Source organism: Verrucosispora sp. NA02020, assembly GCF_013364215.1.
Taxonomy (GTDB): Bacteria; Actinomycetota; Actinomycetes; order Mycobacteriales; family Micromonosporaceae; genus Micromonospora.
The window spans coordinates 744065-760313 of record NZ_CP054923.1 but is presented as its reverse complement, the minus strand read 5'-3'; the positions used below and the strand labels follow the sequence as shown (position 1 = coordinate 760313).

Annotated in this window: 1 protein-coding gene (only partly in view); it reads right to left on the bottom strand. The window is 74.1% G+C overall.

Features of this window, described 5'->3' with window-relative positions; translation table 11 throughout:
* Nucleotides 1-16249, bottom strand: the 5' end (the start) of a protein-coding gene (locus tag HUT12_RS03475) for a hypothetical protein (protein WP_176092455.1). Its footprint begins 35240 nt before the window's first position; only the first 16249 of its 51489 coding nucleotides appear in the window; the start codon lies at nucleotides 16247-16249; its stop codon lies off the left edge, out of view.

Sequence of the window (16249 nt, the reverse complement as noted above, 5' to 3'; positions counted from 1 at the left end):
GGTACGCGAGCCTCGGCAGGTCGGCCGCCAACCGGCCAATCTGCGACGTCACCGTCCACAGCCACTGCGCCTGCTCGCCCGCCAACCCCATCTGGTCGGCCAACCCGACCAGGCGAGGCAGGTCCACCAGGGGACTCGCTGCCGCCGTCCGGATGGCGTCGGCCGACACACCGAACCGGGAGGCCCACGCGGCTGCCTCCCGCTCTCCCACCGGGCGCGGTACCGAGACGTTCCCGCCCTGCTGGAGGTCCACCGGCCGATGCCGTACCAGATCGGTCAGGAACTCCTCGATCTCGGCCATCGGCAGGTTGCCGAGCAACCGGTACACCTGCAGGCGCATGTGCCGCGACGGCAGGTACGCGGAGAGCGTCGTGACCGGGAAGCCGAGCCGCGCACTCAACACGGCATACCGCAGGAGGTGCCGAGGCGTCCGGAAGCCCAGTTCCTGGGCAAGCCGGAGCACCCCGGCTGCGACCGCCGCACCCTGCTCAGCGTTCATGATCGGCACCGGCGAACGCCGTACCACGACGTCCACCAGGTCACGGATCATCAGCAGGGCGGACCACCAGTCCTGCATCGACTCCGACCACTGGCCACGATCGTCGTCCCCGGACGGCTGCGTGGCGCGACCCACCGGCCGGGCCGCCACGGCGGCGTCCCGGAGCACGTCGACGAGCCCGTTCAGCGCCGGTGCGCCCGCCAGACCGAGTTCCCGGGCCACCGATGCCGGGTCGTCGCCCCGGAGGTGCTGTTTCGAGGCCCAGGTGACCGTCGTGTTCGCCAACTCGTCCGGAAGGCCGTCCACCAACTCGAGCGGCACACCCCGATCGTTGAGCCACGCGAGGGCGGGTACGTCGGATGGACCCAGCGCCATCCGCCGACCGAGGCCGGCCAGCAGCGCCAGGTCGTTGTCGGTGAACACCCCGAGCGGCCGTAGCCGCCGCCGCAGGTCGGCCAGGAACTCCGTCGGCGAGGCGTCACCGCGCCCGACCGCCACCGCAGCGACCTCACCGCTCATCACTTCGAGGGCACCCGGCTCGACACCGAGCTCGATGGCGATCGCGAACCAGGCCCGCCGGACGGTCGCCAGCCGTGCCGACCCCGACGGATCGGCGACAAGACGTTCAAGACCGTCCCGTAGCCGGGCGTCGACGTCGCGTCGCAGGCTCAACTCGTCCAACGCATGGGCTTCATGCGCGACGGCAGCCGGCAACGCGTTCGTGACCCTGTCGCGCTCCCGGCGGAGGGCGGCGAGCTCGGATGCCGCCGCGCCGTCGGTCACCGTCGCGGACAACCCTGCGATCCGACGGTCGAGGCCGCGCAGTTCGGTCTCCAGGGACCGATGCTGGTACGCCGACGAGCGGAGCACCTCTCCGGCCCGTTGGAGGGCGTTCTCCGCCGCCGACAACTCCGCACGCGTCTGCGTCAGCACCGCCCCCACGGCCAACGCCTCGACCTCGGACGGGTCCGGCACCCGTTCGATGACCTGCACCCATCGCGCCAGCCCGGCCAACCGCGACCGATCCCGGACCCGACCGCTCTCGTCGATCACCTCCAGCAGCCCCGCCAGACGCCAGAACGCCGGGCCGTCGAACCCGAACGGCTGACTCTCCAGGAGCCGGTCCCAGGCTCCCGGCCCGCCCAACACGTCGGTCAGCAGCCGCTGTTGTTCGTCGCTCACACCCCACGCCGACGCCGCGGCCCGCTGATACGCCGGGGGCGCCTCGGCCTCGTACGGCGGCGTACGCACATCGAGGATCTGATCCGCCAACTCCGGCGGCATCGACAGCTCCACCGCCCCGTCCAGGCGGAACGCCAAAGGCGGTGGCGACCCGGCCGGACCCGCCGGAGGTCGAACCGTCTCCCGCAGCGCCACCTGCACCAGCAGGCCCGCCCGGACGCGTACCTCCGGAGCACCCGCTCGGGTCACCTGACCCAGCCGGACCCCGTCGAACGCCGCCAGCCCGACCGACAGGGGGCCCACCGCCACCGGCTGCCCGCGCAGCGCGTCGACCAACCCCGGCTCGGACAGGGCGTGGGACAGCCCGTCCAACGTGACCGGATCGGCGAGCACCGAACGGGACCGCACACCGGCGCGGGTCCGCGCCGACCAGCTCTCCGCCCACCGGCCCGAGGTCAGCTCGGCCACCACCGCGTCCTGCAACACCCGCACCGATGCCGCGATCCCGGCCACCACGACCTGCCCGGGCAGCGCGGCTCCTTCGGGCACCCGCAGCGCTGCGAGCCTGAGCGCTTCCAGTGTCTCGTCCGGACCGCCGGGCAGCGCCGCCACCTGTTCCACGCCGCCGCGCCGGATCCGCACTCCCGGCTGCCGCAGCACCTCGTCCGTCACCGCGACCCGTTGATCGAGCAGCACCGCCCGCGACTGCGGCAACTCGGACGCGGACTCGAGCAGCGGCCCGACCGGCACCGGGCCGGTGTGTTCCAGCCGCACCGTCACCAGCAGTGGCACTCCGTACCGGTGAACGTCCCCATCCGATTCCAGGTGCCGGTAGGAACCCGCCGTCTCGGCCCGGACCACCAACCGGAACCGCCGGTCCCCGGTGCTGCCGACCGGACGCAGGACGACCCCGGCGCGCAGCACACCAGCCGGCCAACCGGACAGCGCCTCGACGGTGAAGAGGTCGGCCAGCGGGCCACGTGGCACCGGTCCGCCGGGTTGTGGCGCGGTCACCTCCCAGTCGTGCTCCGCACGCCCCGGCGCATACGCGTCGACCAGGGCCACCATCGCCCGCGCGACCGGCTCATCCGGTGCCTCCGTCGCGCTCACGGACGCGGGGACGGTCCGCGAACCGGACGGCGACACGGCCCGCGAGCCGGACGGCGACACCGCCCGAGACACCGCCCGCGAGGTCACGCGCGAGCCGGACGGTGACGACTCGGGCGACACGATGGCCACCTGCTCGTGCAGCAGGGGGAACGCCTGGGACGACAGGAGGACGGGCGGCCACGACCCGACCCGCACCGGCTCCTCCGCCGGATCGGGCGGGCTCGCGGTGATCTCCATGTCGTCCGGATCGCCGCCGGCCGAATCCGTCTCGTCCATCCCGGTCGACACCGACGCCGCCAGCCGCACTCCCCAGCCCAGCCGCTTGTCCAGCGCGGCGAGGTCGGTCCGCAGCCCGTCGAGCGAGTCCTCGACCGCCGGATCGTCGACGAGCGGAGTCAGGAAGACCCGCTGCCGGCTCGGGTCACCGCCGTTCAGCTCGGTACGCAGCGTGTCACCGAGCTGGGCCAGCAGGGCGGCACCACCGAGGACCTGGTGGTCGGCGGCGGGTCGGCCGTCGAGCAGCGGCAGCCCGTCCGGGCCTGCCTGGTAACCCACCACCAGGACGTCGTCGATCTCGGCAAGCATGGGCAGTGCCGCCCAGACCTTGAGGGGTACGTGGCTCAGGTCCGCACCGGGCCACCAGAGGGTCGCCGCCCCGTCATCGGTCGCCCTCGTACCTTGGAGTATCCGGATCAGCCACTCGCCCGACCGATCGTAGGACGGGCCGAGCGCCGACCGGGAGCCGCCCGACATCGCCACCGGCTCCAGCACCCGCATCACGAGCAGCGGAAGCTCCCGGTCCAGGTCCTGGACGTGGCGTGCGGGAACGACCCGCTCGACCAGCGTCCTCGCCCGGGTGACGGCAGGAAGCGCCGGATCTCCCGCCGTCGTGTGCACGTGCCACGCCGCACGCAGTCTCGACATGGTCAGGCCACCCGGACCGTACGCGACGGCCGCCAGTCGTCCCGCCGCCAGCAGGGCACGCCGGGCGGCGAGCGCGCCGGAATCGGGTTCGGCCGGATCGCTCAGGCCCAGCCGGTCCGCCAACCCGGTCAGCGCGTCGACCGCGCGCGACGGTGCCACGAGCGGAGCGACCGGTCCGACGCCGGCCAGGTGGAGCAGGGCGTCCACCACGTAGTACAGCTCGTAGTCGGCGGACTCCACCAGCCTGAACGGGTTCCTGTCGAGGTGCGGGACCCCGACGGCACTCCCGGATGCCGGGACGTACTCCGCGCCGAAGGCGAGGCGTACCAGCTCACGGTCGCGGTCCTCGACCGCGTGGAGCACGTCGTCGGTGACGGCCGCCGGAGTGTCGGCGGGTGCGATCGCCGGTCGGAACACGTGGACGAAGCCCTCGTCGACGGTGGCCCCGACCTGACCGGCCAGGATCCGGGCCAGCCAGAGTCCGGCGCTGACCACCGCCCACGGCGTCTCCTGGCCGGGGCTGCCGATCACCAGGCGCGCGTGTGGCACACCGGTCAGGTCGGGCTGCCCGTCGGCCGGGCCGATCCATGCCCGGTCGCCCACCGCGACCACATGCCAACCCGGATACAGCTCGAAGGTCCCGACGCCCACATTCCGCATGAGGTACGGGAAGGGCATCGGCAGGAACGGTGGCCGCGAACTCGGGTGGAGCAGGTAGTAGGCGGCGAACGGGGCCAGGGTCGGCGCGTGCGTCCGGGAGAACGGCAGCAGGTGACGGGCGAACTCACCGGCGGGTGCCACCAGGTCCGGGGCGACGATCAGCCGCTGGCCGTCGTCGAGCGCCGAGGAGAGCACCGCCAACTCCTCGACGGTGAACAGCCGGCCTCCCGGCGCGCCGTGCAGTTCCACCAACGCGTGGGCGGGCAGCGACGACGCCAGCTCGGGCAGCACCTGCTCGGCGTCGCCGAGGTCGGTCAGGTGGATCAGCACCTGTGGACGACCGGGATGGGCGAGCCGAGGTGGCGGTGTCACCACGACGCCCTGCGGACGGACGACGCTGCCCGCCACGATCGCCTCGACGACGTACCCCGGGAGTGGAAGCACCTGTGCCTGCGGTTCCCGTCGCCAGTCCCGCGCCACACCGTCGGAGTCGAAGTCGAATTGCACGAGGTGTGCCTGAGCCTCCAGCGGCAGGTTCAGGTATCGGGTCATCGCCTCGGCGAAGTGTCGGAGCACGCCGTCGTGGCCCCGCGCCAATCGGCCACGGACTCCGGCGTTGAACCCGCCGAGGCGGTCGACTTCGTGCAGGAGTGTCGGCGTCACGTCGATGCGGGACTGCGCGGCACCCACCGCGGCGATGATCTCTGTCGCCCGAGCTTCGCCCTGCGGTTCCAGTTCCGGCCGCATCCACCCGGCGATGCTGTGCCCAGGGCTACCGACATCCACCGCTGTCGAGGAGAGTTCGTCACGGACCCGGGCGTCGTGGACGAGCGAATCCAGCGCGACGCCGTCGGGGCGGCCCGCCGGCAGCCGGCCGACGAGCGTGACCTGCTCGACATGGACCAGCTCGTGCATCAGCGTACGGAGCAGGTGTTCGACGGAGCCGTCGGCGAGCCCGATCGTCCACGACCGCCGGTCGAATCCGCCCAGGTGTCCCTCGGCCGGTTGACCGATGTGGAGGCCGTCGGGTCCCAGCTCGGGCAACCCGGCGTGCCGCAGGACGAGGTTCGCCAGGTTCCGCCAGCCGTCCTGCTGCGCGGCTTCTCCCGACCTGCCGGAGAGCCGCCCGTAGTCGGCACGGACCAGCTCGCGTACCGCCTCGTGCAGCTCGCGGTCGGCGGTCACGAGAAGCCGGTGGTCCAGCAGCGGATTCGTCGGCGCGAGCGCCACGGCGGCTTCGGCCGGCACGGGTGGGCTGGCGGTGACCTCGGCGGACTCGTCCGGTGCCGGTCCGACCCCAGCCGCTCCGGCACGATCTGCCGCACGGCCGGGCCGAGGTCCGGTGGCGACGCCGACCGGCACCGCGTCCGGCATGGTGTCCCAGGCGAACAGCCGGTCCAGTTGCCGTTCCCGCTCGATCGCCGGGCCCTCCAGAGGCAGCGCGGCGTACTCGACGAGTGAGGCGGCGTACGCGGCGTTGGCACGGATCGTCTGGAGCGCCAGTTCGGCCCCACCGCGCAGGGTCCGGGCCGGGTCTGCGTCGTTGGCCCGCTTGCGCTGCACGGTGTCCTTGTACACCCGGTACAGCTCGCGCCGACGCGCCTCCACCGCCTCGGTCGCCCCCCGATCGGCACCGAGCCTCCCCCGGTACAACTGCTCGCCGTACTCGTGGTCGTCGGTGCCCGGCACGGCCGGGTCGTCCAGCGCGGCCTGGAGCACCCGGTCGTCCTCGACGGCGAGGTGCCGCCGCAGGTCCGCCACCGTGCGGTGGGTGGCCGCCAGGTAGCGGGCCATCAGGAAGTACTGCTCGACGTGCTCCCACTCGTGGCGCATCGTGGTGACCACGGCCTGCCAGGTGTCCAGCTTGTCGGAGAGCAGCAGACGCCAACGACGATGTTCGAAGCCACCGTGCAGATCATGGCCTTTGTCAGTGCCAGGACGGCCGGGGGCGTTGAGTGTCGGATCGAACTCCGGCACCGGCACGTGTCCCGGCCCGGTCGGGTTGAGCGTGTCCGACAGGTACGCCCAGAGCTCCTCCTTGGCCTCCAAGGTGGGCTTACCGGTGAAATTGTGCCCGATCCGGCGCGCCGCCTCGTGGTACTCGACCAACCGGCGGTCCTCCGGCAGGTGGCGGTCGGGTCGCTCGGCGACCAGATCCTTCATCTCCAGCCGGCTCAACCGCTGCTCCGGCAGGCCGCGCAGATACGTGCTCAGCTCGTCCCACACCTCGCCGGGTGGGTTCTCCCCGGGCGCACCGACCAGCACCAGCGTCTTCGCGTTGTCCGGGCGGGCCAGGAACCCGGTGATCACCGACTCCGGGGCGCCGGGCGGGCGAATCCAGATCAGGTTCGGGTACTCCACCAGGGTGTGCCCGGCGGCCATCGGCCGGGTCCGGACCCTGTCGCTCAGGGTGGTGTCCTCGTCGACCAGATACCAGCCGTCGTCCGCCGACGCGCCGCCGGGCAGCCGGGGGAACGGCACCGGCGTTCCGGCGGTCACCTGACCGACCGGTACGGCCATGACCGCCCCCGCCGGCAGGTGCCGGTCCACGAGCGACCGCAGTTTCTCCGGCGTCACCCGCCGCCCGGTGCGCGGCATCTCCACCTGCTGCCGACGGGTGACCGCCGGGTCCAGGGCACGGAGGTACCGGCCCACCACCCTCATGTCGGTCACCGACCGGTCGACCCGCAACGCCTCCCGACCCGCCACCAGCGGTGCGCCCGCGTCCTCCGCCGACGTCGGGGCCGCGCCCCGATAGAGCCGGTAGGTGTCGGCCTGCTCGTGCCGGATCTGGTATCCCTCGGGGACGGCAGCCGCACGCACTGCGGTCTGTTCCTCGCGGGCTTTCCGCTCCTGCTCGGCCTGCCACGTCCGCAACGCCTGGTCGAGTTCGCGCCGCTGCCGGACCTCCTCGGCCTGCCGGACCTCCTCGGCCTGCCGCGCCGCCGCCCGCTCGTGGATGACGAGCGTGACGCGCTGCTCGTACGTCAGCCCACGGCCCTCGCCCCGGCCGCGCAGCACCGTCCACTCGGCCTCGGTCAGCGGGCCGGGCAGCTCACGCGGGGGCAGCAGCACCGGTTGCCGGTCCCGGTCCAGCACGATCCGGACCCCACGGTCGCCGTACGGGCTGCGCCCCTGCTCGGCTGCCTCCACCTGCTGCCGGAGCCGTCCGGCCCGGGCCTCGTCCGCGCCTGCGGCGACCAGGTCGTCCAGCTCCGCCCGACCGCGCTGCGCGAACGACCGCAGTGCCTCCACCACGTCCCGCCGCCGCAGCGGCGACAGACCCGCGCCGAGCCCTTCGCCGTCGAGGATCCGCTGCTCTCCTGCGGACGGGGCGACCACCGGCGGCACCGACGGGGGCCCGTCCGACACCGGCACCGGTGGCGCGGGCTGCTCGTCGTGGGAGTGCGTGACCTCGCCGGTCACCACGGCTTCGAGATGGGCGATCCGGTCCGCGCGCCACATCCGTTGCGAGACCGAGCCGCCCGGCAGGGCGTCCCAGGCGCGCAGCTCCGCCAACTCCGCCTGCACCTGCGCGGTCTGCCAGGCCCAGTTGCGCTCGCCGACGACCAGGTCGATGCGCTGGTCGAACGGCAGCCCCCGGCCCTCGCCCCGACCGGCCAGCACCTCCTGTTCGGCCTCGGTCAACACCCCGGCCTGCGGTGGCTGCCGGACCGGGGCGACCGTCCGCACCGGCGGGGCCGTCCGGTCACCGGCTGCGGCGCCCACCATGGCTTCCAGGTCGGCGATGTGCTGCGTCCGCCACGCCTGATCCGACGTCGGCTCGTCCGGCAGCGGCTGCCGGTCCCGCAGTTGCGCCAACTCGACCCGCAACTGCTCGGTCTGCCAGGCCGCGTTGCGCTCGGCGACCACCAGGTCGATCCGCTGGTCGTAGGAGAGTCCCTCGCCCGCACCCTGTCCGGCCAGCACCCTCCATTCCGCCCCGGTCAGCGGCAGGCCGCGTACCTCACGCGGTGGCAGCAGTTCCGGTCGGCCGTCCCGGCCGGGCACCACCCGCACGCCCCGACCCCCGTACGGGCTGAGGCCCTGCTCGGCCGCCTCCACCTGCTGCCGTAGCCGGGTGGCCTGCCGCAGGTCTGCTGGACCGCCTGCCGCCGTGAGGTCGTCGATGCGGGTCCGCGTCTGCTGCACGAACGATCGCAGCGCCTCGACGGTCTGCACCCGCCGCGCCGGTGACAGCCCCTCGCCGAGACGCTGACCCGCCAGGATCCGCCGCTCCGGCACCGACGGGCGCTCCACGGTCGGAAGCGGCGGACGCTCCATCGTCTGCACCGGGGGTGCCGAGTCGCCGCTGCCGGGGCGCTCGCGGATCACCGACGGACTCTCGACCGGCCGCACCGGTTCCTCGGTCACCGGCGGCAACACGTCGTGCTCGCCGACCACCACGTTCTCCGGGCGCTGGGGCGCCGGCTCACGGACCTGCCCCGGCACGGTCCACTCCACCTGCCCGGTGGGAGTGCCGGAGGTCTCGCGCGACCGCAGGCTCGGGCGGCCCTGCTGGTCCAGGACGACCCGGAACCCGTCGTCGCCGTACGGGCTGAGGCCCTGCCTCGCCAGCTCGACCTGCCGCCGTAGCTCGGCGATGCGGGCCGCACCGGCCGCAGCAGCCGTCGGGCCCTCCATCCATGTCTCGGCGCCCCGCGCGAACGACCGCAGCGCCTCGACCGTGAGCACCCGATGTCCCGGCGACAACCCCGCGCCCAGACCCGCACCGTCGAGGATCCGCTGTTCCCCTTCGGACGGATCGGTGATCCGCCGCGTACGCGCCTGTAGGTGGGCCAGCTCCGGCGGCAGCGTCGTCGGCGTCTCGACCCCGGTCGCCTTGCTCTGCCGCGCCCAGGCCCGCTCGTTGAGCACCAGGTCGACCCGCTGGTCGGGACGCAGCCCGAAGCCGGCACCCCCGCCCTGCAGGACCTCCCGCTCCGCAGGCGTCGCGTTCTCCCACGCCCGCGCACTCCGGTCGGCGGTCGACGTTCCCGCCGGCGGCCTCGGCACCGGTACGACGATCGGCTCCGGCGTACGCCCGGCCAGCGTCGACTGGATCTCGGCGATCCGCTGCGACCGCCACACCCACTCCGAGATCGGCTCACCGGGCGTGCGCACCTGCCGCCGCAGGTCCGCCAACTCCGCCCGCAACCGCTGCTCGGACTGCCGCGCCCAGGCCCGCTCGTTGAGCACCAGGTTCACCCGCTGGTCCGGCCGCAACCCGAAGCCAGCACCCCGACCGGCCAACACCTCCTGCTCGGCGGGCGTCGGGTTCTCCACTCGACGGGGGCCGGCACCGGATACCGGTGCCGGCTCCGGCGCACGCTCACCCAGCGCGACCTGGATGTCGTACATCCGCTGGGAGCGCCAGACCCACTCCGAGATCGGCTCGCCCGGCGTGCGCACCTGCCGCCGCAGGTCCGCCAACTCCGCCCGCAACCGCTGCTCGGACTGCCGCGCCCAGGCCCGCTCGTTGAGCACCAGGTTCACCCGCTGGTCCGGCCGCAACCCGAACCCCGCACCACCACCCTGCAAGATCTCGGTCTCGGCGGGAGTCGCGTTCTCCCACGCCCGGGCGGTCCGCTCCGCAGCCGACTCACCCGCAGGCGACCTGGGCACCGACACCTCGACCGGTTGCTCGCCGAGCGCCGACCTGATCTCCGCGATCCGCTGGGACCGCCACACCCACTCCGAGATCGGCTCGCCCGGCGTCCGCACCCGACCGCGCAGATCCGCCAACTCCGCCCGCAGACCCGCCTCGATCTCAGCCGCCCGCCGCGCCCAGTTCCGCTCGTTGAGCACCAGGTTGACGCGCTGATCCGGCCGCAACCCGAACCCCGCACCACCACCCTGCAAGATCTCCAACTCGGCGGGCGACGCCTCCTTCCAGGCCCGCGTACTGCGCTGCGCAGCGGACTCACCCGCAGGCGGCCTCGGCAACGACACCTCGGAACGCACACCCAACGCCGACGTGAGCTCGGCGATCCGCTGATCCCGCCACAACCACTCCAGCCCGTCCGGCTTCACCCGCGTGGTGGCGGGGGCACCGGGCGTGTCGACCTCCAGCGCCCGCAGTTCCGGTCTGCCACGCCGGTGCAGCACGACCTGGACCCCACCGTCCCCGTACGGGTTGAGGCCCTGCCGCGCCAACTCCACCTGCCGCCGCAACTCGGCGGTCCGCGCCGCCCCCGCCGCAGCCGCCCTCGGCCCCTCCAGCCAGGTCTCGGCGCCCTGCGCGAACGACCGCAGCGCCTCCACCACCAGCACCCGCTGATCCGGCCGCACGCCTGCGCCCAGCCCCGCACCGTCGAGGATCCGCTGCTCCGCCTCGGACGGGTTCTGCCCCCACTGCTCCCGTGCCCGCAGGTCCGCCAACTCCGCCCGCAGACCCGCCTCGACCTCGGCCGCCTGCCGCGCCCAGTTCCGCTCGTTGAGCACCTGGTTGATCCGCTGGTCGGGGCGCAGCCCGGCACCGGCGCCCCCGCCCTGCAACACCGTCAACTCCGCAGGGGACGCGTTCGCCCACGCCCGCGTCCGCCGGTCAGCAGGCGACTCACCCGCAGGCGCTGTCGGCACCGGCACGTCCACCGGCTCCGGAGCACGTCCGCCCAGCCTCGACTCGATCTCCGCGATCCGCTGTTCCCGCCACACCCAATCCGCGATCGGCTCACCCGGAGTCCGCACCCGGCCCCGCAGATCCGCCAGCTCGGCCCGCAACGCGTCCTGCGCCGCTTTTGCGTACTCGGCCGAGATCCGATCATTGAGCACCACGTTCACCCGCTGGTCGGGGCGCAGCCCGGCGCCCGCGCCCCCGCCCCGCAGCACCTCGATCTCCGCAGGCGACGCGTTCGCCCACGCCTGCGCCCGCCGGTCAGCTGCCGATCCGGGCGCGGGCGCCTTGCCACTGGCCGCTGCGGGTTCCTGGCTGGTCGTCGACTCAGGTCTGGTGCCCGGCTCGGGCCTGGGACTCGACTCCGGCTTCACCGTCGCGGCAGGCGTGCCCTCGGTCGGCGCGACCTGGGATGGTGTCGGCCCGGCCGGTCGTCCGGTCGTCGGCGCAGACTGCCCATCACGGATCGGCGTTAACGGCTCGTGCGTTCCGGTACGCGGCGTCGACGACCCTGCCGACGCGTCCGTCCGTCCCGTTCCGGGCCCCGGAGCGGACTCCAGACGCTTCGTGCCCGACTCCGGGCGCTGCCCGAACGGCTCACCAGGTCGCGGTGCCGGGTCACCGGGCGGCGGGTCCTTGCGCAACGTGCCGGGCTTGACCGGAGCGGACTCCGACGGAGACTCCAACCGCCGGTTCGCCGACTCTGGACGCTGCCCGAACGCCTCGCCCGGCCGCCCCGCATCGCCCGTCGGCCGGTCCTTGCGCAACTTCCCGAGCCCGGCCGATCCCGACTCCGGCGACGACTCCAACCGCCGGGTGCCCGACTCGGGACGCTGCCCGAAGGTCTCGCCCGGCCGTCCCGTGTCACCGACGGGCCGGTTTTTCTGCAACTTGCCGGGCGTGACCTGCTCCGACTCCGGCGACGACTCCAACCGTCGGGTCCCCGACTCCGGACGCTGCCCGAACGCCTCACCCGGTCGCGACTGCCCCGGCGGCGTGGTGACGTCGCCCGGCGTACGGGAACTCTCGCCCGCCCGCGTCCCCGTGCCCAGGTTGACGTCATCACCCGGCTTGGGTCCGCCACCGGGCTTGACCTCTGCGCGCTTGGCCGCACCCTCCAGGAGGTCCGCCATCTGCCCGTGCAGACTGTCGCGGGCCGCAACGGGCTGTCCGGCCGGCCTCGGGCCCGGCGCGGCGGTCGGGCCGGACCGCGCCCCGAAGACCTCGCCCGGCTGCGACCCGGCCGGCGTCCGGGTGTCGGTGGTCGTGATGCGGTCCGGGACACGCTTGGCACCGCTCGGCGGCGCGCCCTCGGTACCGGAGGGCGAACGTTGACCACCCTGGCCGGCTGGTGCCCGGGTCTCGCCCCCGACGCCCCGGGGCGTGTCACCGACATCCCGGGCGCCACGGGTGGCCCAGGCCGGGTTGTCCACCGTCGGCTCGATGTACCGGTCCGGGGTCACCGTCTCGGTACGGCTGCCGGAGCGCGGATCCCGCATCCCCATCGTGCCCTGCGACCCACCGGTACGCGACGAGCCGCCGCCCTCCGCCCCGGCCGAGCGACCCGGTTGCGGGCTGCCGGTGTCGGTCCTCGGCGTCGGCGTGTCGGTCGACCGGGGCGGCGTGGTGACGTCTCCGGTTCGGCCCGGTCCCGTCCCGCCGCCGTCCGGGCCCCGTTGTCCCGGCCGGACCGGGCTGCCGTCGACGTCCGGCCGGGCCGGCCGACCGCCGAGCTGCTGGCCCTCGCCGTACCCCTTCCAGCTTCCGCCGGAGGCGGGCGCGTCCGGGGTGGTGCCCCTGCCCCCCGGTGCGACCCCGCCGCCGGTGTTGCCGCCCGGTCCCGCCGACTTGATGACGACGGAGGGCGGTTGTGGGGCCGGCGCGTCACCGCCCCGGCGGAACATGCCCCCGAAGTCCTTCAGCGAGTTGATCAGACGGTCGGTCGTCCCGCCGCCGAGCCGGTTTCCGGGGCCGGGCATGTCCGCCCCCGGAGTCGGCCGGGAGGTGACACCGAGTGGTGCGGGCTCCGGGGGATTGAGCTGCCAGCCGGGGCGGCTCTTGATGTCGACCATCTGCCCCCGGCCCCGGTCCAGTCCGGAGACGGCGGACTTGCCGGGGGTGTGCTCCTGCCAGGAGTAGAAGCTGCCCTCCGGGGCGCGCCCGCCGGAGTCCGGCAGGACGCGGTTGTCCCGGTCGGGCATCCGCATCCAGCGGTCCGACGACTGCTGGTTGCCGGCACCGGGCCGGCCCTGCACCGCCTCGTCCGGCAGACGGACCCACTTCTCACCGTTGATCTCCCGGACCTGTGCGGGATACTCGCTGACCCGGCCGTCTCCCGTCGGTCTGGACGAGACACCGAACTGGTCGTCCCGGACCGCCTTGCCGTCGCCCAGGCGACGCCCGGCGCCGGGATCGGGTGGATCCACCGGATCGGTCCGGGACGGTCGGCCGAGCCCTCCCGGGCCGTGCGGCTCGCCGCTGGATCCACCGAGACGCACACCCGGCGGTTGCTCCGGTCCACGTTGCAACAACAGGAATTCGGTGCCGAACTTGTCCCGACGGATGTGCCAGTCCCACTCGCCGGTGTACTGGTCGCGGCCCGAGGTTCTGGGGGGTGGCGCCTCGGCAGGTGGCGGGACCGGACCTTTCACCTCCGGGTCGGGTCGCGGACCGCCGGGACCCTTCGGCCCCACCGTGGGTACGGACGTCGGGTCCGGATAGGGCGCCCGCGCGTCGATGCCGTCGGGCCCGGTGTGGCGCGGGCCGCCGGGCATGGGCTTCGTCGGCACCGGGACCTGCTTGAGCGGAGTCTCGACCCCCGGCTGACCACTGAACTGCCGGCCCGCGCCACCCTGCGCGTCGCCGCCGACGGGCCGCCGTGGGGTCAGGTCGGCGATGTGATCGTTCAGGCGCTGCACGACGAGGGCGTTGCCACCGGTGGGCTGCCCGCCGGGGCTGTCGGCGAGGATCCGTTCGCGCAGCGCGCGCATCTCGGTCAGCGTGCCCGGCCGGCTGGACTGCGACACCCCGGGTTGCCCCTTGCCGCCGCCTCCCTCGGTGATGAGGTCGCGGATCCGCGCGTCGAGGTTGGCCTGCACCGGGTTGGTCTTGCCCGGCTCCGGCGCGCCCTTCGAGGACGCGCCCACCGGGGCGGTGTCCGTGGTCGGCTTGCCCTGTCCGACGACCGGCGGCTGGTCGCCGTTGGTGCCGCCCGGGCGCGAGCCGGGCAGGACGTCGGCCGGGACCTGTTCGGGTGTGTCCGGCCGGGTCGTCGCGGTCGAGGTGGGTCGGGGTGACGTGACCGGAGTGTCCGGCCGGACCGCCGGCGGCTCGCCGGAGACGGGTGCCCGGTCCAGCGGTGGTCGCGTGGTGACCGGGGTCCTGACGTCGGCCGGCAGGTCGGTGGCGGCGAGGTTGCCCCGTGGGCCGGGCTGCCCGGCGGGTGGCACCGGTGTGGACGGCTCGGGGGTGGCCGGTCTCGGGGTGGGCGTGGGGACGTCGACCACCTGGTTGGCCGGGATTCCCTCGACGGGACGCCCTGGACGCGGGGCCCCGCCGATGGTGCCGCCGCCGGGCGTGTTCACCGGGTTCCCCTCGACACCCGGCTGGACCGGGCGGCCGGGCGGTGGCACCGACACCGTGGCATCGGGAGTGGTACCGGCAGGTCTGCCAGTCGGCGGGGGAACGTCCGTCACCGCGCCGACGCCACCGGGCCGTGCCACGGGCGGATCGACCGTCAGGCCCTGGCCCGGCGGCGGAGTGCCGTGCCGGACCGGTTCGGGGGCGATCGGTGACACGTCCCGGGCAGGGCCGTTGACGGGTACGTCCCGACCCGCGCCCGGGGTCGCGGGCAGGTCGGGGCTGGCGGCGGGCGGCCGTCCACCAGCCGGGGTGGCGGGCAGGTCCGGGCTCGCGGCGGGCGGCCGCCCACCAGCGGGGGTGGCGGGCAGGTCCGGGCTCGCCGCAGGCGGCCGTCCTCCGCCGGGCGCCGGCTCGGGCGTCAGCACCGACGGCGGCCGAGGATCGGCGGCGACGGCGCGCGGAGGCGGCGCGGGCGCGTCCACTCCGGCCATCGCCGGTCCACCCGGCGTCCGCGAACCGACGGGTGGAGCACCCGCGTCGGCCTTCGGCGGCGGAGTGGTGCGGGCGGGCGGTGGCAGGCTGCTGGCCGCGTTGCCGTTGCCGACCGCCGGTGGCCGACCGTCGGGCTGCGGCACCCCGGCGCGGGGTTGCGGTTGGGCTGGTGGTGGCGTGTTCACCGGGCCGTCGAGGCGGGCCGGTGGCGGTGTGGTCCGCGCCGGCGCGCCGCCGAGCGCCGAGGGTGGGGGTTGGTCGACCGTGGTGGGTCGGGTGGTCCGCGTCGGCGCGGCACCACCGGCGTTTCCCCGCCCACCGACAGGGCGGACCGGTGGCGGCGTCGAACTGGCACTGACCGGGCCCGGCGTCGGGGGCCGGCCACCGACAGCACCGTACGGGGGTGGTGCGCCGAGCGGAGGGCCGTCCGGCGAGCCGACACCCGGCACGTCTCCGCGACCGGTCCGTGGGTCCGGGGTGGGGGTGTCGCTGGGTCGGCCACCGGTGTTCGTGCCGTCCAGGCCCTTGACCGTCGGCACGTCGGTCGACTTCGGCCCACCGCCGCCGACCTTGCCGAGTCCCCGGGTGGAGAGTCCGAACAGACCGCCCAGACCGGCGGCGGCACCGACGCTGATCCAACTCTCGTTGGTGATCTCGAACTTGCCGTCGACGTGCGACGCGATCGCCTGGGCGAAGACCTCGGCGGCAAGTTGGGTGGAACCGAACACGGCCGCGCCGACACCGAACTGGAACGACAGGTTGATGATGGCCCGCAGCGCCGTGGCGAGACCGGCGACCGCCCGCGCCATCGCCGCGACGAGCGCGGCAAGCGCCGGGCCGATCGCGAAACCGACGATGAAACCGAAGAGCAGTCCGAAGATGACGCTCAGGATCGTGACGAGCGACTGTTTGCGGAGCTCTTCGAGCTTCTTGCGGATCTCGTCCGCCATCTTGCGCAACCGTCGGGCCCAGCGGCGACACAACTCGGCGGTGTTGCGGAGGTTCTTCTCAAGATTGGGCAGCGTGCGGGTAGCCGCTGCCCGACCGCTACCCTGCCAGTTGCCGACCTGGTTCAGGGCCTTCGCCGGTACGAGGCGCAACCGATCGAGGTCCTCGGCCTTGGCCTCCCACTGCGCGGCGAGCGCATCGAGTTTGTCAGGATCCGGATGGGTGTCGCTCGCCAT